Here is an 18,973-nt window from a genome sequence, read left to right on the forward strand (position 1 = left end):
CCTGCCTGAAGTGTCACAACAACAAGGAGAGCGCATCATGGAGCTGTCACCCTTTGCCAACGCCCTGCAAGCCAGCCTGGGCGCGCACATTCCCCAAATCCTGGGCGCCGTCGCCGTGCTGGCGCTGGGCTGGCTGCTGGCCGTGGCCGCGCGCGCGGCGGTGCGGCGCTTGCTGAGGCTGCTCAAGGTCAACGTCCGCATCGAGGAAAGCTCGGGCGTGCAGATGGACGCCGAGTCGCCGGTGGCGGCGGGCGTGTTCTGGCTGGTGCTGCTGGCCACCTTGATCGCGGTCCTCAACGTGCTGGACCTGTCGCTGCTGACCAACCCCTTCGCCAGCATGATGAGCGACATCATCGGCTACCTGCCCAAGTTGCTTGCCGGCGTGGTGCTGTCGCTGCTGGCCTGGCTGCTGGCCACCGTGCTGCGCGCGCTGGCCACCCGCGCGCTGGCGCTGACCACGCTGGACGAAAAGCTCTCCAGCGAGGCCGGCATGGCCCCCATGAGCCACAACGTCGGCAACGTGCTGTTCTGGCTGGTCATCCTGATGCTGCTGCCGGCCATCCTCAAGGCCTTTGAGCTCAACGCCCTGCTGGAGCCCGTAACCCTGATGCTCAACCAGGTACTCGGCATGGTGCCCAGCGCCTTCGCGGCATTGCTGATCGCGGGGGTCGGCTATGTGGTGGGCCGGGTGCTGAGCGGCCTGGTCAGCAACCTGCTGGCCGCCGCCGGCGCCGACCGCATCAACCAGCGCATAGGCCTGGACAGCTCCATACGCCTGTCGGCGCTGGCCGGCACACTGGTCTTCATTTTTGTCTTCGTGCCCTCGCTGATCGCGGCACTGGACGCGCTCAAGATAGAAGCCATTTCGCGGCCGGCCTCGCAGATGCTCAGCCTGATGTTCGCGGCCGTGCCGCGCATCGTGGCCGCCTCGGTGATTTTGCTGCTGACCTGGTATGTGGCACGTTTTGCCTCGCGCCTGCTCGCCAGCCTGCTGGAAAGCGCCGGCGCCGACAACCTGCCGCAAAAAATGGGCGTGCAGCGCCTGCTGTCGGGCGCGGGCCGGCCCTCGCGCCTGGCCTCCAACCTGCTGATGTTTTTTGCCATGCTGTTCGCCGCTACGGAGGCGGCCGGCCAGCTCGGCTTTGAGCAGGTGGGCGTCATGGTGGCCTCCTTCATCCGCTTCGGCGCCGACATCCTGTTGGGCGGCGCCATCCTGGCCGTGGGCTTCTGGATTTCCAACCTCGCCTTCGACGCCATCCAGAAGGCCAGCGGCAAGCACACGGCCGGCCTGGCCGGCGTGGCGCGCGTGGCCATCCTGGGTCTGGTGATCGCCATGGGCCTGCGCGCCATGGGCATCGCCAACGAAATCGTGCACCTGGCCTTCGGCCTCACGCTGGGCTCGGTGGCCGTCGCCGTGGCGCTGTCCTTCGGGCTGGGCGGGCGCGAAGCCGCCGGCAAGCTGATGTCACGGTGGCTGGAACGTTGGAATAAAGACTAGCCCCCACGGTCGCTCACTTCGTGTAGCTCCCGAGGCCTTGCAGGCCCGCGGCTCGCGAGACGCTTCGCCTCTGTCGCCCGTCCAAGCCTGAGCAGGCAGGCTTGGAGCCGCGGGCTCCAGCCCCTCCGGGGCCGCCCGCCTGCGGCCCGGCAAAGCCGGCTCCGCGGCCCCTGCTGGCTTGAAGATTCAGGGCGTAACCCCGGGCGGGATATTCACCAGTGGGGGCCGAGGGTCCGGCTTTGCCGGCCCCAGGCGCCGTCCCCTGCAAGGGGAAAAGGGCTACACAAAGTGAGCCCGATAGGGGTGTGCAACTTTTTCGGCTTTGCCGGCCCCAGGCGCCGCCCCCTGAGGGGGGAACGGGCTACACGAAGTGAGCCCGGACGGGGGTGTGCCAATCTTTGGGGGACAGGCTACACGAAGTGAGCCTGGGCGGGGGTAGGATAAGTGATGCTCCAAGTCCGCCACCTCGCCAAGCGCTACTTACAAACTCCCGTCTTCAGCGACGTCTCGCTGGACGTCGCACCCGGCGAGTTCGTCGCCATCGTCGGCGAATCGGGCGTGGGCAAGTCGACGCTGCTCAACTGCATGGCCGGGCTGGACAGCTGGGATGAGGGCTCGGTGCAACTCAAGGGCCAGGACCTGGGTGTGCTTGGCGACGATGGGCGCGCGCTGCTGCGTCGCCGCCATGTGGGTTTTGTGTTCCAGGCTTTCCATGTGTTGCCGCATCTGGACGTGGCGCAAAACGTGGCGCTGCCCTTGCTGCTGCTCGATCAGCCCGACGCGGCCCGGGTGGAGGCCATGCTGGTAGCCGTAGGCTTGGCCGGCCTGGGCGCACGCTTGCCGCAGCAGCTCAGCGGCGGCCAGCTGCAGCGCGTGGCCATCGCGCGCGCGCTGGTGCACAAGCCCAGCCTGCTGCTGGCCGATGAACCCACGGGCAACCTGGACCCGTCCACCGCCGCCCGCGTGATGGACGCGCTGATCGCCCAGACGCGCGGGCAAGGCGCCTCGCTGGTGCTGGTCACGCACTCGGAAGCCGCCGCCGCGCGCGCCGACCGCATACTGCACCTGGGTGCGGGCGGGATACGGGCTGATTGATCCGCGCTTAATGCGGGTTGAACAGCACGTAGACCTTGCGCATCGTCGACTGGATGTCCCACACGCCGGTCGTTTCGGCCGGAAAGAAATACACATCCCCCTGGCGCAGCGCCACGGCTGAACCGCCGTCCGGCGTGAATACCGCGCTGCCGCTGAGCACGTGCATGGTTTCGGCGGAACGCACCTGCCGGCGGTAGCTGCCCGGCGAACACTCCCAGATGCCGACCTCGGGCTGCCCATCGAGCGGCAGCACCATTTTTTCGCCGCGCAGCGTGCAGGCCGGCTCGCTGAGCGGCAGGCCTGCCGCGCCCCAATCCTGCAGCGCGGCTGCGGCGGCGGTCGAAGGGGTGTCGAGTTTGCGGATGGTCATGGTTTTTTCCGGAAAATTTTTCAAACGCCGCTCTGGTCTCGCCAGCGGTAGTAACGCACGGAAGCCGCCAGGAACCACGGGTTACCCGTGTAAAACGGCCGTGTCTGGAAAGCCAGCCCGTCCAGCGCCGTTCGCCCCTCCTTCAGCCCCAGCACCTGTTGCCCCACGCGCATGCCGAAGTAGCTGGAAGTTCCGACGCCCGCGCCGCAATAACCCATGGCGTAGTAAAGCCCGTCATGCAAACCGACGTGCATCAATTCGTCGAAGGTGTAGGCCACCAGGCCCGACCAGGAATGGCTGATGCCCACGCCGGCCAGCTCCGGAAATATCTTCACCATATCGGCATGCAGCAGGGGCCCGCTGATCCGGCAATCGGTTTCCTGGTGCGACACGCGGCCGCCGAACAGCATGCGTTGACGGTCCGGCGAAGCGCGGTAGTAGTACACCACCTTGCGCGTGTCGCTGACGATGCGGTTGCGCGGCATCAAGCGGTCCATCAGTCCCTGCGGCAAGGGCTCGGTGGCGATCATGTAGCTGCCGATGGGGATCACGCGTCGCCGCAGCCAGGGCGTGACCTTGCCGGTGTAGCCGTTGGTAGCCACCACCACGTCGCGCGCCCGCACCGTGCCCCCGGGCGTCGTCACCAGGAAGTGGCCGCTTTGCCTGTCGATGCCGGTGACAGGGCTGCGCGGCGCGACCTGCGCTCCGGCGGCCAGCGTGCGTTCCAGCAAACCCTGGTGGTAGCGCGCGGGATGCACCGAGCAGTGCTGCGCGTAAACCGCGCCGCCCCAGTAGGCATCGCTGCCGAGTTCGCCGCGCTGTTCGCCGCGCGGCACCATGTGCGCCTGCACCTCCAGGCCCTTGGGCTGGCGCGCCAGCCTGGCCGCCAGGGCCTCATACTGCGCCGGGTTGTGCGCCGCATGAAAGCGCCCCACCTGGCTGTAACTGCAATCAATGCCTTCGCCGCGGATGAAGTCGCCGACCCAGGCGAGCGAGCGCTGGCCTTCGCGCAGGATCTCGAACGCGCGATCGCTGCCGTGACGGGCAGCCAGCAGTTCGAAGCCGGGCTTGATGCTGGTGGACACCTGGCCGCCGTTGCGCGTGCTGCAGCCCCAGCCGGCATCCTCGGCATCCAACACCAGGGTGGAGCGGCCGCCGCGCGCGGTTTGCAGCGCCGCGTGCAAGCCGGTGTAGCCGGCGCCAATCACCGCCACGTCGACACTGGCGGGCAGCGGCGCCGGCGCCAGCACGGGGCGCGGCACCTCGTCCCACCAGTAGGGCGCCAGCTTGCAGCGTTCAAGAATGTCCACGGCGTTTCTTTCAGGAGCGCGCATCGCGCAAAACTTGGTCCGCGCCTTTTTCCGCCAGCATCAGCGTGGGCGCATTGGTGTTGCCCGAGGTCAGCGAGGGAAAAGCCGACGCGTCGATCACGCGCAGGCCCGCCAGGCCGTGCACCCGCAGGCGGCGGTCGAGCACGCTTGTGGCCGGGTCCGGTCCCATGCGGCAGGTGCTGACCGGGTGGAACACGGTGGAGGCGCGCCGGCGTATGTCGTCCATGAGCTGCTCCTGCGACTGGACGGAGGCGCCGGGCACGAGCTCCCGCTCGATGATCGCGCTGAACGCGGGCGTCGCCGCCAGCCGGCGCAGGAACAAGGTCGCCTCCAGCATCTCCTGCTGGTCGTGCATAGTGGACAGGGAGTTGGGCTCTATCAGCGGCGGCGCCATGGGGTCGCTCGAGCACAACCGCAGCTGGCCGCGGCTGCTGGGCTTGCAGGGCTGGGCGCTCAGCAGAAAACCCGGATACGGGTCGGGCGCCATCAGCGCGCGCTTGCCGGGCGTGGCCTTGAGGTAGCTCAGCGGCGAAAAATACAGCTGCATGTTGGGCCGCACCAGGCCGGGCCGGGAGCGGAAGAAACCACCGCCCTGGTTGACGCTGAGCGCCAGCGGGCCGCGGCGCATCAACACATATTGCAACCCGGCCCACAGCTTGCCATGCCAGGAACCGAGCTGGTTGTTGAGGGTGGGCAGCCTGGAGCGGTAGAGATGGTCTATGCAGAGGTGGTCCTGCAGGTGCTGTCCCACGGCCGGCAAATCATGCACCACCGCGATGCCCAGGTCCTTGAGTTGCGCCGCGGGCCCAACGCCCGACAGCTGCAGCAATTGCGGCGAATTGACGGCGCCGGCCGCCACAATCACCTCCCGCCGCGCCTGGGCGAAAAGGGACTGACCGCCCTGCCGGTACACCACACCACTGGCCCGCAGACCCTCGAACACAATGCGCATGGCGTGCGCACCGGTCTGCACATTGAGCCTGCCGCGCTTCATCGCGGGCCGCAGGTAGGCGCTACTGGCCGAAGCGCGCAAACCATTTTGCGTGGTGATCTGGTAGATGCCGACGCCTTCCTGCGAAGCGCCATTGAAGTCGGGGTTGCGCGGCAGGCCGGCTTGGGCGCCCGCCTGCAGGTAGACCCGGCACAGCGGATGCACCTGGCCACCCACGTCGCTCACATGCATGAGCCCGCCGGCGCCGCGCCAGGCGTCGGCGCCATGTTCGTTGTTTTCCAGCTTCTTGAACCAGGGCAGCACCTCGTCCCAGGACCAGCCGGGGTTGCCCAGCGCGGCCCATTCGTCGAAGTCGGCCGGCTGGCCGCGCACAAACACCATGGCGTTGATGCTGCTGGAGCCGCCCAGCACCTTGCCGCGCGGCCAATACGCTTCACGGCCGGCGAGGCCCGGCTCAGGCTCGCTGCGGTACATCCAGTTCACGGCCGGGTTGTAGAAGGATTTGCCGTAACCGATGGGCACGCGCAGCCAGACGCGCTGGTCGCTGCCGCCGGCTTCGAGCAGCAGCACGCTGTGCTCGCCGGATTCGCTAAGGCGGTTGGCCAGCACACAACCGGCCGACCCGGCGCCCACGATGATGAAATCAAATTCTGTCACCGGATGGAGCATCTCACGGCAGGTGGCCTGCTGCACAGGTCCGTTTTAGACTAAATGCCAGACCATTTCCGAATGCCGGGATCGGCTTGTCCATGCGGAACTCAGGCCGCGCGGGTTTTGCGTGCCTCGCGCTGCGGCTTGGCTTTCAGCTGTTTTTCCAGCACGTCGGCCAGCACCTTGACGCCCGCCTCGATGGCCGGCGGCGGGCTGCTGCCAAAGCCCAGCACCAGGCCGCTGACGTTCAGCGGCGTGATGGCGAAACGGCCCAGCGGCGATGCCGTGATGCCGCGCTGGTCGGCCTCCAGGGAGGCATCACCCTCGGCCAGCCGCGGCGCCAGGTAGCCCACGGTGTGCAGGCCGCTGTGGGCGGGGACCACGTCCAACAGGCCTTTGAGGTGCTTGCCGGCCGCGCTGGCCAGTGCCTCGTGCCGCTCGAAGTAGATGTGGCGCATGCGGCGCACATGCACGGCGAAGTGTCCCTCGTCGATGAATTCCGCGGTGACGCCCTGCGTGTGCGAGGGAACACCCGGCAGGAAGCGGCTCATGACGGCGCGAAAGGTCTCCACCAGCGCCGGCGGCGCGAGCAGGTAACCCAGGCGCAATGCCGGGAACAGCGACTTGCTGAAGGTGCCCACATAGATCACGCGGCCCGTGGTGTCCACGCTCTTGAGCGTGGGCGGCGGCCGGCCGGCAAAGAAAAACTCGCCGTCGTAATCGTCTTCAATGACCCAGGCGCCGGCCTGCTCGGCCGCCTGCAGCAACGCGAAGCGGCGCGCCAGGCTCATCACACAGCCCAGGGGTTGCTGGTGCGAGGGCGTCACAAAGGCCAGGCGAAAGCGCGGCGCCAGGCGCAGGCCTTCTTCCACGCGCAGGCCGTTGCCGTCCACCGGCACGGGCACCAGGTCGGCGCCCGAAGCCACCAGGCTGTTGCGCGCGCCTATCGCGCCCGGGTTCTCGAACCAGACCTTGTCGCCGGGATTGAGCAGCATGGAGCCGATCAGGTGGAAGGCCTGCTGCGCGCCGCCCAGGATGAAGACCTGCTCGGGGTCGCAGGTGATGCCGCGGTTGGCGCGCAGGTGCGAGGCCACCGCGCGGCGCAGCTGCGGCGCGCCGTAGGGGTCGCCGTAGCCCATGACTTCATCGTGGTTGCCGCGCAGCCATTTCGCCGAGAGCCTCGCCCACTGCGCCATCGGAAACACGTCGAAGGCCGGCAGCGCGGTGGTGAAGGCGCGCGGCGCATGCGGCAGGCGGCGGCGTTCGACGAAGCGGCCGAGGGCGTCTTGCATCACGGCGGACAGGCGCGGCGCGGCGGGCTCGGGGGAGGAGGCCCTGGCTTTGGAGGGCATGGGCCGGTCGGCGCCCAGCACGGCGCTGACGAAGGTGCCAGAGCCGGTCTGTGAATCGATCAGGCCTTCGGCCGTGAGGCGGCTGAAGGCCTCGACCACCGTGGTGCGCGAGACGCCCAGGTCGCTCGCCAAAGTGCGGCTGGCCGGCAGGCGATCGCCGGGGGCGAAGCCGCCCGAGAGGATGATTTCCCGCAAGGCCATGCACAGCTGCGTGCTCACCGGGTGATGGTGGCTGTGATCGATACGGATCGACAGCAAAAGGGAGCCACCCGCGCGCTTGACCATGGATTGCCTTTGTTATTGCTCAAAAAATGGTATCACGCATTAATCAAAATGGACCTGTTCCGCCATCCACTTGAGCGAGATGATGGCTGCATCCAACACTCTTGTCGGCTCCAGGCCCTCTCCATGCTCATCCGGAAAATCGAAACCTTCTGCGACCCCTTCGTGGGCTTTGTGCGCGTCACCACGGACGACGGCGCACAGGGCTGGGGACAGGTCTCGCCCTACCACGCCGACCTCAGCGTGCAGGTGCTGCACCGCCAGGTCGCGCCCTGGTCGCTGGGCCGCGACGCGCTGGACGTCGACGGCCTGGTCGACGCCATCGCCGAGCTTGAACACAAGTTCCCCGGCTCGCACCTGTACCGCGCCGTCTGCGGCGTGGACACCGCGCTGTGGGACCTGCGCGGCAAAGCCGAAGGCAAACGTGTCTGCGAACTGATAGGCGGCACGGCCAGGCCGCTGGCCGCCTATGCCTCGTCCATGAAGCGCGACATCACGCCGCGGGATGAAGTCAAACGCATGCTCGCGCTGCGCGACGCCTGCGGCTTCGACGCCTTCAAGTTCCGCGTGGGCGCCGAGTACGGCCACGACAGGGATGAATGGCCGGGACGCACAGAAGAAATCATCGCGGCCATGCACAGCGCGCTGGGCGAAGGCCCGGCCTTGCTGGTGGACGCCAACAGCTGCTATTCGCCGCGCCGCGCCATCGAGGTGGGCCGCATGCTGGAAGACCACGGCATCAACCACTTCGAGGAGCCCTGCCCGTATTGGGAACTCGGGCAGACGCGCGAGGTGCGCGAGGCGCTGTCCATCGACGTGACCGGCGGCGAGCAGGACTGCTACATGCCGCTGTGGAAACACATCATCGATTCAAAAACCGTGGACATCGTGCAGCCCGACGTCTGCTACATGGGCGGCCTGGCCCGCACGCTGCGCGTGGCACGCATGGCCGAAGCCGCGGGCCTGCCCTGCACGCCGCACAGCGCCAACCTCTCCATGGTGACGCTGTTCACCATGCATATGCTGTGCGCCATCCCCAACGCCGGCAAATACCTGGAGCTGTCCATCGAGGGCCCGGACTATTACCCCTGGCAAGAGGGTTTGTTCGTGAACTCCCCCTACACCGTGCGGGGCGGCCGGGTTACCCTGCCTGACGCGCCGGGATGGGGGGTGGAGATCAACCCCGAATGGCTTGCAAAGTCCAGCTACCAGATAAGCGAGATTTCCTGACCATGGCCACCTCCCTGAACGCATTGGTGCACGAAGCGCAGACCAGCGGCACGCTCGCCGGCCTGCCGGATCGCCACCTGGTCAACGGCGTGTTCGTGCCCTCGCTGAACGGCGCGCGCATGGAGACGCTGGACCCGGGCACGGGACGCGCTTTTGCAAGCTTCGCCGCCGGCGATGCGGCCGACGTGGATGCGGCCGTGGCCGCCGCGCAGGCCGCGCTCGCGGGCCCCTGGCGCGCCCTCACGCCGGCGCAGCGCGGCCGCCTGCTCTACCGCGTCGCCGGTTTGATACGCGCCAATGCCGACCGCCTGGCCGTGATCGAAACACTGGACAGCGGCAAGCGCCTGGCCGAGTCGCTGAGCGACGTCGCCGGCGCGGCAGCCACCTTTGAATACTATGCCGGCGCCTGCGACAAGCACCAGGGCGACAGCATTCCGCTGGGCGAAGACTATCTTGCCTACACCGTGCACGAACCCGTCGGCGTCACCGCCCACATCATTCCCTGGAACTATCCGCTGTCGTCGGCCGCGCGCGGCATCGCGCCGGCGATGGCCGCCGGCTGCACCGTGGTCGCCAAGCCGGCCGAGCAGACGCCGCTGACGGCGCTGATGCTGGCCCGGCTGTGCATCGAGGCCGGCCTGCCGCCCGGCGTCTGCAATGTGGTGACCGGCACCGGCGCGCTGGCCGGCGCCGCGCTCGCACGCCACCCCGGCGTGCAGCACATCAGCTTCACCGGCTCGGTCGCCACCGGCATGGACGTGATGCGCGGCGCCGCCCCCAACGTGACGCGCCTGGTGCTGGAGCTGGGTGGCAAGTCGCCGGTGCTGGTGCTGGCCGACTGCGACATCGACAAGGCGGCGGACAACGTGCTGGGCGGCATTTTTGAAAACGCCGGGCAGATCTGCTCGGCCGGCTCGCGCCTGGTGATAGACCGCCGCATCCACGCCGGCTTCGTGGAACGGCTGACGGCGCGCGCCGCCGCCATGACTTTGGGCCACGGCCTGCGCAATGCGGACATGGGCGCGGTGAACTCCGAGGCCCACCTGGACAAGATCGCCGGCTACGTGGACCGCGCCCGTGCGCGCGGCGTGACCGTGCGCTGCGGCGGCAAGCGCGCCGCCGACCCGCTGACCGGCCAGGGCTGGTTTTACGAGCCCACCATCCTGGACGGGCTGGCACCGGATGACGAAGCAGTCCAGCAGGAAATTTTCGGGCCCGTCTTATGCGTGCAAGTGTTTGACGACCTTGACGAAGCCGTGGCACTGGCCAACGGCACGGACTTCGGCCTGGTCGCGGGCATCTTCACGCGCGACTTCGCCAGTGCGCACCGGCTCGCCGGGCGCATCGATGCAGGCCAGATTTACATCAACGAATACTTCGCCGGTGGCGTGTCGGTGCCTTTCGGCGGCAACAAGCGCTCCGGCTTCGGCCGCGAAAAAGGGCTGGAGGCGCTGCGCAGCTACAGCAAGCTCAAAAGCGTGGCGGCGCGCATTTGAAGCAGGCGACACAGGTTCAAGGGAGTCGATGGGATGTCAGTTCAACAGGAGTCAATGAAATGATGAACAAGTCAATGAACAAGGCGGTGCGCAACCGCATCGCGATGCTCGGTGTGGTCATGGGCCTGGCCGCCTTGTGGTGCGGCAACGCCGCGGCGCAGCTGACCATCGTGTCTTTCGGCGGCGCCTACCAGGAGGGTCAGAGCAAGGCGCTGTTCCAGCCCGCCGCCAAGGCGCTGGGCATCACCATCAAGGAAGAAACCTACACCGGCATCGCCGACCTGCGCCTGAAAGTCAAGGCCGGCGCCGTGACCTGGGACATCGTCGCCAGCGGCTCGGGCAGCGCGGCGCGCGCCGGCGCCGAAGGCTTGCTTGAAGCGCTGGACTACAAGGCCATCGACGTCTCCTCCTTCGCGCCCGGCCTCACGCAGGAGTTCTGCGTGGGCGGCGACGTGTTCTCCACCGTGATGGCCTGGAACACCAAGACCTACGGCGACAAGGGCCCGCAGACCTGGGCCGACTTCTGGGATGTCAAGAAATTCCCCGGCAAACGCGCCTACCGCAAGGGCGTGGCCGGCGCGCTGGAGCCTGCGCTGATGGCGGACGGCGTGCCGCCGGGCAAGGTCTATGAAGTGCTGTCGGCGCCGGGTGGCATAGAGCGTGCCATCAGGAAGATCAAGGAGCTCAAGCCCAGCATCGCCGTGTGGTGGTCGTCCGGCGCGCAGCACGCCCAGCTCATGAAGGACGGCGAGGTCGATATGGTCACGGGCTGGAACGGCCGCTTCGACGTGGTTGCCAAGGACGGCGCCAAGGTGGCCTATACCTTCAACCAGGCGCTGCTGGACTATGACTGCTTCGGCATTCCCAAGGGCGCGCCCAACAAGGCCCTGGCGGTGAAGTTCCTCAACGAGATCAGCAAGCCGCAGTACCAGGCCGAATTCACCAAGTACATCACCTACGGGCCGACCAACAAAAAAGCCTACGACGGCCCGGCCATCCCCGCAGCCTACGCCAAAACGCTGCCGTCCTTCCCGGACAACGCGGCCAAACAGCTCATCATCGACCTGAACTGGTATACCAAAAACGAAGCCAGGGCTTCCGAGCTGTACCAGAACATGCTGACAGAGTAAAAAGGCGGGTCGGCGCCGTGCAGGCACGGCGCCGAGGGACAACAGAACAAAGCAAAGACAAAAAGAGAAGGCGTATCCATGAGCAACAAGTCGTCGCTGCCCATCACCCTGCGGCAAGTGACCAAGCGTTATGGCGCCGCCTATGCCCTGGACCACGTCGACCTGGACATCCGCAGCGGCGAATTCCTCACACTGCTGGGCCCCTCGGGCTCCGGCAAGACCACGCTGCTTACGGTGCTGGCCGGCTTCACCCGGCCCGACAGCGGCAGCCTGAAGTTCGGCGAGACCGAGGTCATCTGCACGCCGCCGCAAAAGCGCGACGTCGGCATGGTGTTCCAGAACTACGCGCTGTTTCCGCACATGACGGTGGCGGGCAACGTGGGTTTTCCGCTCAGGCTGCGCGGCGTCAAACGCGAGGAGATGGCGCGCCGCGTCGAGCATGCGCTGGAGATGGTTCGCCTGGGCGGCTATGGCGGGCGCGGTGTGCACCAGCTTTCGGGCGGGCAGTGCCAGCGCGTGGCCCTGGCGCGCGCCATGGTGTTCGAGCCGCGCATCATGCTGATGGACGAGCCCCTGTCGGCCCTGGACAAGCAACTGCGCGAGCACATGCAGATCGAGTTGCGCCAGCTGCATGACAAGCTGGGCATGACCACCGTCTACGTCACCCACGACCAGCGCGAAGCGCTCACCATGTCCGACCGGGTTGCTGTGATCAACGGCGGGCGCATCGTCCAGCTCGATACGCCGCGCGCGCTTTACGAGCGCCCGGCCAGCCGCTTTGTGGCCGAGTTCATCGGTGAATCGAGTTTTGTGCCGGTGGCCGTGCGCGAAGGCGCGGTGATGCTGGGCGGCGCCGTGCTCACGACAACCGCCCACCCCGGCGGCGACGGGCCGCGCCTGCTGATGCTGCGGCCCGAGCGCCTGAAGATCCTGGCCGGCGGTGCGGCCGCCGGCATGGGCGCGGGCATGAACATCCTGAACGCCCGCGTGCACGCCACCGTCTACCAGGGCGACAGTTCGCTGGTGCAGGCGGCCCTGGCCGATGGCAGCATCGTCAGCGTGCGCGGCGCCTCGGGCAGCAACGCCGGCCATGCCTGCCCTTCGGCCGGGGACATGGTCACGCTGGGCTTGGCGGTTGACGACACCGTGCTGTTGCCGCAGGACGCCGCCGCATGAACGCCGCGGCCAACATCGCACCGAATGCCGAAGCGCTGGGGCGCAGCGCACACCGCGAGCGCCTGGTGCTGCTGTCGCTGGTGTCCCCGGCCCTGTTGCTGGTCACCGTGATCATGGTGCTGCCCGTCGGCTGGCTGTTTTACCTCTCGGTGCTGTCCGACGCCGGCAGCTTCAGCCTCGAGCACTACCGCCGCATGTGGGAGCAGCCCTCGTATGCGCGCACCTTCTGGGTGACCTTCGAGGTCAGCTTCCTGACCACCGGCATCTGCATCCTGCTGGGCTACCCGCTGGCCTATTTCCTGTCGGAACTGCCAAAACGCGCGGCCAACCTCTGCATGATCGCGGTGCTGCTGCCGCTGTGGACATCGCTGCTGGTGCGCACTTACGCCTGGCTGGTGCTGCTGCAGCGGCGCGGCCTCATCAATGGCTGGGGCATGGAGCTGGGCCTGTGGAGCGAGCCACTGGAGCTCGTGCACAACCTGACCGGCACACTGATAGGCACGGTGCATGTGATGCTGCCCTTCATCGTGCTGCCGCTGTACGCCTGCATGCGCGGCATCAACCGCGACTACCTCAAGGCCGCGGCCAACCTGGGCGCCTCGCCCACGCGCAGCTTCTGGCAAATCTTCTTCCCGCTCTCCATACCGGGCCTGGCGACCGGCTCGCTGATTGTCTTTATCCTCTGCCTCGGCTTTTACATCACCCCGGCGGTGCTGGGCGGCGGCAAGGTCATCATGGTGTCCAGCCGCATCGCCAACGACATCGAGATCTTTTTCAACTGGGGCGCCGCCAGCGCGCTGGGCGTGGTGCTCCTGCTGCTGACGCTGCTGCTCATCCTCGCGGCCTCGCGCCTGGTCAAGCTCGAAGACGCCTTGCGCGACAGGGGAGCTTGATGATGAAACAGTGGTTGAACCACCCCGTCACCGAAACGCAGATCAGCCGCGGCGGCCGCTTGTGGCTTTACGTCATCGCGGCGCTGGTCATGATTTTCCTGGTGATGCCCACGCTGCTGGTCATCCCCATGAGTTTCTCAGCCTCGCAATACCTGGAATTTCCGCCCCGGCAATGGTCGCTGCGCTGGTATGAGAGCTACTTCAGTTCGGCGTCCTGGATGCAGGCCACGGCCACTTCGCTCAAGGCCGGCGTGCTTACGGCCCTGGTCGCGACGCCGCTGGGCACCATGGCGGCCTACGGCCTGCTGGTCTCGCGCATACGCCATGCGGGCTACCTGACCCTGCTGCTGCTCACACCTATGGTCGTGCCGGTCATCCTGATCGGTATCGGCGTGTTCTACGCCTACGTCAAACTCCAGCTCGTCAATACGCTGACCGGCCTGGTGCTGGCCCACAGCATGCTGGCCATCCCGGTGGTCATGATGGTGGTCAGTTCAGCCCTGAAGACTTTCGACCTGAACCAGGAGATGGTGGCGCGCAGCCTGGGCGCTTCACGGCTGGAGGCCTTCCGCATGGTGACTCTTCCGCAGATCCGCTTTTCCATCTTTACCGGTGCGGTGCTGGCTTTCCTCACCTCGTTTGACGAAATCATCGTCTCGCTTTTTGTATCGGGCGGCGACAACTCCACGCTCACGCGCAATATGTTCAACGCCCTGCGCGACCAGGTGGACCCGACCATCGCCGCCATCTCCACCCTGATCGTCGCGAGCACCTCGCTGATGCTGGCGGTGACGCAGTTCATCGGAAAACAAGGCGGAAGCGGCCGGGGCACTTGAGCGGCCTTGTTCGTCCGCGAAATCACCACCGGCCAAACATCAGGGCCGCAAGGATTCGGCGGCGAAGGCGGCGGCAAAAAGAAGGGACTCGTGTTCCTTGCCCAGCTTGCTGTTCTGGGGCTCCGGCCACGCCTTGCGCTGGAAGGCGGCATGCACCTCGGCCAGGCCCTGGGCATGCGCTTGCAGGGCCAGCCGCCTGGCCCCTCTCTCGCCATGGGCACCTACCCGAAAGACCTTGCTCTGGCGCTTGCCCAGCTCGTCGAGCCAGAACGCCTGCCAATAGGGAGCAGGCGGACCACCCGGCACTTTGGAAGGCGCCAGGTAGCGCGCCACGCCTACCGTTCCCGATGAGTTGCCTCTGCTTTTTTGCGAGCGGCGCCACAGGCGGTGGTCCGCGTCAAAGGTGGCGATATGCGCTTCCAGGGCATCCCGGTAAATCTTGGCCGCGGCCAGTGACTTGCGCTTGCCGCCGTAGCCCAGGTCGGTAAACGACCTGACAATGGTTTGCCCATAGCGGCGGACGGAGACTCGCCAGCTTCGCTCGCGATCGGATTCGACGCGGGTGATGCGGCGCAAAGGATTTTGGTAGTCGGTTCTAAACATGGTCGGGTCTGCCGCGCTGGGTTCAGGCCATGGGGCCGGGTGGGAGAAGCACTTCGATGAAGCACTTTTTTAAGACCCTGAACCGTATGCGAACTCAGCAGGCAGACCCGCGGACATTGTCCTGGCGCGGCCATTGTTTGTTGGATTTTCCGTACTAAAACCGCGTTCAAGTCCGAACGCGGGCAGCCAAGCACGCGCGAGCCAGCGTCCCGGACAGCCGGCAAGCCTCAAAAAAAGCGGGCCCCAGCTGCCCAGGGCAAGCCTGGCGCCCTGCCCTTGCGGCGGCTCAGCGCGCGGCCAGCAGCTCCGCGTAGCGCGCCAGGTCGACGTTGCCGCCGCTCACGATGACGCCTATGCGCTCGCCCTTGGCGGGCGGTTTTTCTCCCAGCGCCTTGCAAGCGCCGGCAAAGGACAGGCAGCCCGTGGGCTCGACCACCATCTTCATGCGTTCGGCGAAAAAGCGCATGGCCTCCACCAGCTGCGCGTCGCTCACGGTGAGGATGTCGTCCACGTCGCGGCGGATGATGCCAAAGGTGTATTCGCCCAGGTACTGGGTTTGCGCGCCGTCGGCGATGGTCTTGGGTGTGGCGATGCGCACGATGCGGCCGGCACGCAGCGATTGCTGGCCGTCGTCGCCGGCTTCGGGCTCCACGCCGTAGACCTTGCACTTCGGCGCCAGCGCGCGCGCCGCCAGGGCCGAGCCGCTGGTGAGCCCGCCGCCGCCCAGGCAAATGTAGAGACGGTCCAGCGTACCGGCCTCCTCGAACAGTTCCTTGGCGGCCGTGCCCTGGCCGGCGATCACGTCGGGGTGGTCGTAAGGCGGGATCAGCGTCATGCCGCGCTCGGCGGCCAGGCCCTGGGTGAGCGCTTCGCGGTCTTCGGTGAAACGGTCGTAGAGCACTACTTCAGCGCCGTAACCACGCGTGGCGGCCAGCTTGGCGGCCGGCGCGTCCTGCGGCATCACGATCACCGCCGGCATGCCCAGCATGCGCGCCGACAGCGCCACGGCCTGCGCGTGGTTGCCCGACGAGAACGCGATGGCCCCGGCCTTGCGCTGCGCCGCATCGAACTTCGACAGCGCATTGAAGGCGCCGCGAAACTTGAAGGCGCCCATGCGCTGGAAGTTCTCGCACTTGAAAAAGAATTGGGCACCCCAGCGCGCGTGGGCGGTGGCCGATTGCAGCACGGGTGTGCGGTGCGCATGGCCTTCAATGCGCGCGGCGGCGGCAGTGACATCGTCGTAGGTAGGGAGTTGCATGGTGGAGCAGGCTTTCATGGCAGGACGGAAAATTCAGGGCCTAGCTTAAACGAAGGTGGTGTTTTCCCGGCAGCAACAGGCAAGCCCTTTCTGTACCGGTACAGATGCCGGCTGGCGCCGCATTTGCGGCGCTGAAGCACAATGAGCCCATGCGCGCCCTGCTCTTTAGTTTCTCCTGGCGGGAATTAAAACACCATCCCTGGCGCAACGCCGCCGCGGCGGCGGCGGTGATGCTGGGTGTGGCGCTGGCGTTTTCGGTGCAGCTGATCAATGCCTCGGCGCTCAGCGAGTTTTCCCAGGCGGTGCGCGCGGTCAACGGCCAGCCCGACCTGGAACTGCGCGCCGTGCAGGGCGGCTTTGACGAAAGCCTTTACCAGCGCGTGGCCGCCGACCCGCGGGTCGCCCTGGCCAGCCCCGTGCTGGAGATCAGCACTTATGCGGCCACACAAAGCGCTGCCGGCAAGACCGAACGCCTGCCGCTGCGCATCATGGGCGTGGACGTGCTGGCGGTCGGCGCCATGGCACCGGCCCTGATGCCTGTGCCCGCGTCGACCGCGGACCGATTCGCGCTGTTCGCGCCCGGCACGGCGTTTTTGAATCCGGCCGCGCGGCAGTTGTTCGGCGCATCTTCGCTGCGCCTGCAAAGCGGCCTCGAACTGCGCGGCGTGAGCGTGGCCGGCAGCGTGGGCGCGGGCGGCGGGCCGCTGGCCGTAATGGACATCGCCGCCGCGCAAGACCTGTTCGGCAAGGGCGGCCAGCTCTCGCGCATCGACGTGCGGCTCAAGCCGGGCACCGCGGCGCAAGGCTTTATCGCCTCGCTGCAATTGCCGCCCGGCATCACGGCCACCGCGCCGGGCGATGCGGCCGAACGCGTGAGCAGGCTCTCGCGCGCCTACCGCGTCAACCTCACGGTGCTGGCGCTGGTGGCGCTGTTTACCGGGGCCTTTCTCGTTTTCTCGGTGCTCTCGCTCAGCGTGGCCAAGCGCGCGCAGCAGTTCGCCTTGTTAGGCGTGCTGGGGCTTACCGGCCGCGAGCGCCTGCGACTGGTGCTGGCCGAGTCCGTGCTGCTGGGCCTGGCCGGCAGCGTGCTGGGCATCGCGCTGGGCACCACGCTGGCCGCGCTGGCGCTGCGGCTGCTGGGCGGCGACCTGGGCGGCGGCTATTTTTCCGGTGTCGCGCCCAGCCTGCAGTGGAATGGCGCGGCGGCTTTCAGCTATGGCGCGCTGGGCGTGCTGGCCGCGGCCGTGGGCGGCTGGTGGCCGGCGCGGGCCGCGCAAAAGCTGCCGCCCGCGCAAACCCTCAAGGGCCTGGGTGCCAGCGCCGGCGCCGGCAAGGGCCACTGGCTCAGCCTCGCCCTGGTCGCCGCCGGCGGCCTGCTGGCACTGGTGCCGCCGCTGTTCGGTATTCCGCTGGCGGCTTATGTGTCCGTGGGCCTGCTGCTGGTGGGCGGCATCACGGCCCTGCCCTGGCTGATCGCGCTGCTGTACGACAGGCTCAGCCCCCATGTCGCCCGTTACCTCCTGCCACTGCTGGCGGTGGAGCGCGCGCGCCGCGTGCGCGAAAGCGCGGCCGTGGCCGTCAGCGGTGTGGTGGCCTCGCTGAGCCTGGCGGTGGCGCTGACGGTGATGGTCGCGAGCTTTCGCGAATCGGTCACGCGCTGGCTGGACGTGGTGCTGCCGGCAGATCTTTATGTGCGCACGGCGCTGGGCAGCTCGGCCAGCGACACCGCCTATTTTTCGCCGGAATTCGTCGAGGCGCTGGGACGCCTGCCCGGTGTGGCGCGCGTGGGCGCTGCGCGCACCGTGCAGCTGCTGCTGGACCCGGCCAGGCCGGCGGTCACCCTGATCGCGCGCCCGCTGGACGACCCGGCCAGCGCGCTGCCGCTGGTGGGCCGGCTGCTGCCGGTGCCGCCCGGGCATATCGGCATCTATGTGAGCGAGCCCATGGTCGACCTGTATGGCGCGCAGCCGGGCACCGTCTTTCGCCCGCTCTCGCAATCATTGGGCGTCACGGCCGCCGGCACACCGGCGCCGCCGTTTTATGTGGCGGGCGTCTGGCGCGACTATGCGCGCCAGTTCGGCGCCATTGCGATGGCCAGGGCCGACTTCGAAGGCCTGAGCGGCGACCGGCGCGCCAACGACCTGGCGCTATGGCTGGACGGCAGCGCGGGCGATGCCCAGGTGCAGCAATCGGTGCGCACGCTGGCCGAGCGGCAGTCGGGCGCGGGCGCACTGCTGGAGCTGGCCTCGGTCAGCGAGCTGCGCGCGACCTCGCTGCGGATTTTCGACCGCAGCTTCGCGGTCACCTACTGGCTGCAGGCGGTGGCGATTGCCATAGGCCTGTTCGGCGTGGCGGCCAGCTTCAGTGCCCAGGTGCTGGCACGCCGCAAGGAGTTCGGCCTGCTCGCGCACCTGGGCCTCACGCGGCGGCAGATCCTCGCCGTGGTGGCCGGTGAAGGCGCGGCCTGGACATTGATAGGCGCGCTGGCCGGCCTCACACTGGGGCTGGCGGTCTCCACCGTGCTGGTTTACGTGGTGAACCCGCAAAGCTTTCACTGGACCATGGACCTGATGGCGCCCTGGTTGCGCCTGGGCCTGCTGTGCGCGGCCGTGGTGGTAGCGGGCACATCGACCGCCTGGCTGGCCGGGCGCGCCGCGGCCGGCAAGGATGCGGTGCTGGCGGTCAAGGAAGACTGGTAGGCCGCAGCCGCGCTTCGTCGGGAGTGCGGCTGGGTGCACGCAGCCGCGCCGTCCTACAGCGCGCAAGGCCGGTTTCCCACGCCGCCCGGCCCTGCCGCGCCGCACACTGGTTCCCATGCGC

15 protein-coding genes are annotated in these 18,973 nt (G+C 67.6%); 9 read left to right on the top strand and 6 right to left on the bottom strand.

Features of this window, described 5'->3' with window-relative positions; translation table 11 throughout:
• Positions 1-37: 37 nt before the first annotated feature.
• Both AC1DUN_RS08130 and AC1DUN_RS08135 read left to right on the top strand, forming a co-directional pair.
• Positions 38-1,498, top strand: coding sequence for a mechanosensitive ion channel (locus AC1DUN_RS08130; protein ID WP_477713518.1), 1,461 nt, complete (start codon positions 38-40; stop codon positions 1,496-1,498).
• A 447-nt stretch (positions 1,499-1,945) separates the two neighbouring features.
• Positions 1,946-2,593 (top strand): ABC transporter ATP-binding protein, encoded by a 648-nt coding sequence (locus AC1DUN_RS08135; RefSeq protein WP_477713519.1) that lies wholly within the window; start codon positions 1,946-1,948, stop codon positions 2,591-2,593.
• Positions 2,594-2,600: 7 nt separating this feature from the next.
• Here the strand turns inward: AC1DUN_RS08135 and AC1DUN_RS08140 are convergent, their stop codons facing one another.
• The 4 genes from AC1DUN_RS08140 to pdxR form a co-directional block, all read right to left on the bottom strand.
• Positions 2,601-2,963 (bottom strand): cupin domain-containing protein, encoded by a 363-nt coding sequence (locus AC1DUN_RS08140; protein ID WP_477713520.1) that lies wholly within the window; start codon positions 2,961-2,963, stop codon positions 2,601-2,603.
• Positions 2,964-2,983: 20 nt separating this feature from the next.
• Entirely contained in the window at positions 2,984-4,273 is a 1,290-nt protein-coding gene (locus AC1DUN_RS08145; RefSeq protein WP_477713521.1) for an NAD(P)/FAD-dependent oxidoreductase, read from the bottom strand.
• A gap of 10 nt (positions 4,274-4,283) precedes the next feature.
• The gene (locus AC1DUN_RS08150; RefSeq protein ID WP_477713522.1) at positions 4,284-5,903 is read right to left on the bottom strand and encodes a GMC family oxidoreductase; all 1,620 of its coding nucleotides are present in this window, start codon (positions 5,901-5,903) and stop codon (positions 4,284-4,286) included.
• A gap of 101 nt (positions 5,904-6,004) precedes the next feature.
• Positions 6,005-7,534 carry a MocR-like pyridoxine biosynthesis transcription factor PdxR gene (gene pdxR / locus AC1DUN_RS08155; protein WP_477713523.1) on the bottom strand — a complete coding sequence of 510 codons (1,530 nt, stop codon included), beginning with the start codon at positions 7,532-7,534 and terminating at the stop codon, positions 6,005-6,007.
• A 123-nt stretch (positions 7,535-7,657) separates the two neighbouring features.
• Here pdxR and AC1DUN_RS08160 point away from each other — a divergent pair, with 123 nt between their 5' ends.
• The 6 genes from AC1DUN_RS08160 (at position 7,658) to AC1DUN_RS08185 (ending at position 14,292) form a co-directional block, all read left to right on the top strand.
• Positions 7,658-8,761, top strand: a complete 1,104-nt coding sequence (locus AC1DUN_RS08160; protein WP_477713524.1) for a mandelate racemase/muconate lactonizing enzyme family protein — start codon at positions 7,658-7,660, stop codon at positions 8,759-8,761.
• Between the two features lie 2 nt (positions 8,762-8,763).
• A complete protein-coding gene (locus tag AC1DUN_RS08165) occupies positions 8,764-10,257 on the top strand; it encodes an aldehyde dehydrogenase family protein (RefSeq protein WP_477713525.1) in 1,494 nt (497 codons plus the stop codon).
• A 59-nt stretch (positions 10,258-10,316) separates the two neighbouring features.
• The gene (locus AC1DUN_RS08170; RefSeq protein WP_477713526.1) at positions 10,317-11,387 is read left to right on the top strand and encodes an ABC transporter substrate-binding protein; all 1,071 of its coding nucleotides are present in this window, start codon (positions 10,317-10,319) and stop codon (positions 11,385-11,387) included.
• A gap of 78 nt (positions 11,388-11,465) precedes the next feature.
• Positions 11,466-12,563 (top strand): ABC transporter ATP-binding protein, encoded by a 1,098-nt coding sequence (locus AC1DUN_RS08175; protein WP_477713527.1) that lies wholly within the window; start codon positions 11,466-11,468, stop codon positions 12,561-12,563.
• On the top strand, positions 12,560-13,456 hold the full coding sequence (locus AC1DUN_RS08180; RefSeq protein WP_477713528.1) for an ABC transporter permease: 897 nt from the start codon (positions 12,560-12,562) through the stop codon (positions 13,454-13,456). The genes AC1DUN_RS08175 and AC1DUN_RS08180 overlap by 4 nt, the downstream gene beginning before the upstream one ends.
• 2 nt (positions 13,457-13,458) lie before the next feature.
• On the top strand, positions 13,459-14,292 hold the full coding sequence (locus AC1DUN_RS08185) for an ABC transporter permease (RefSeq protein WP_477713529.1): 834 nt from the start codon (positions 13,459-13,461) through the stop codon (positions 14,290-14,292).
• Between the two features lie 39 nt (positions 14,293-14,331).
• On the opposite strand, the gene AC1DUN_RS08190 is transcribed toward AC1DUN_RS08185, so the two are convergent.
• A complete protein-coding gene (locus tag AC1DUN_RS08190; protein ID WP_477713530.1) occupies positions 14,332-14,895 on the bottom strand; it encodes a hypothetical protein in 564 nt (187 codons plus the stop codon).
• Positions 14,896-15,181: 286 nt separating this feature from the next.
• On the bottom strand, positions 15,182-16,153 hold the full coding sequence (locus tag AC1DUN_RS08195) for a threo-3-hydroxy-L-aspartate ammonia-lyase (protein ID WP_477713531.1): 972 nt from the start codon (positions 16,151-16,153) through the stop codon (positions 15,182-15,184).
• Positions 16,154-16,302: 149 nt separating this feature from the next.
• On the opposite strand from AC1DUN_RS08195, the gene AC1DUN_RS08200 reads away from it, so the two are divergent.
• Positions 16,303-18,852, top strand: coding sequence for an FtsX-like permease family protein (locus tag AC1DUN_RS08200; protein WP_477713532.1), 2,550 nt, complete (start codon positions 16,303-16,305; stop codon positions 18,850-18,852).
• The last annotated feature ends 121 nt before the right edge of the window (positions 18,853-18,973 follow it).

The sequence above is a fragment of the Polaromonas sp. P4_F6 genome (assembly GCF_056401275.1).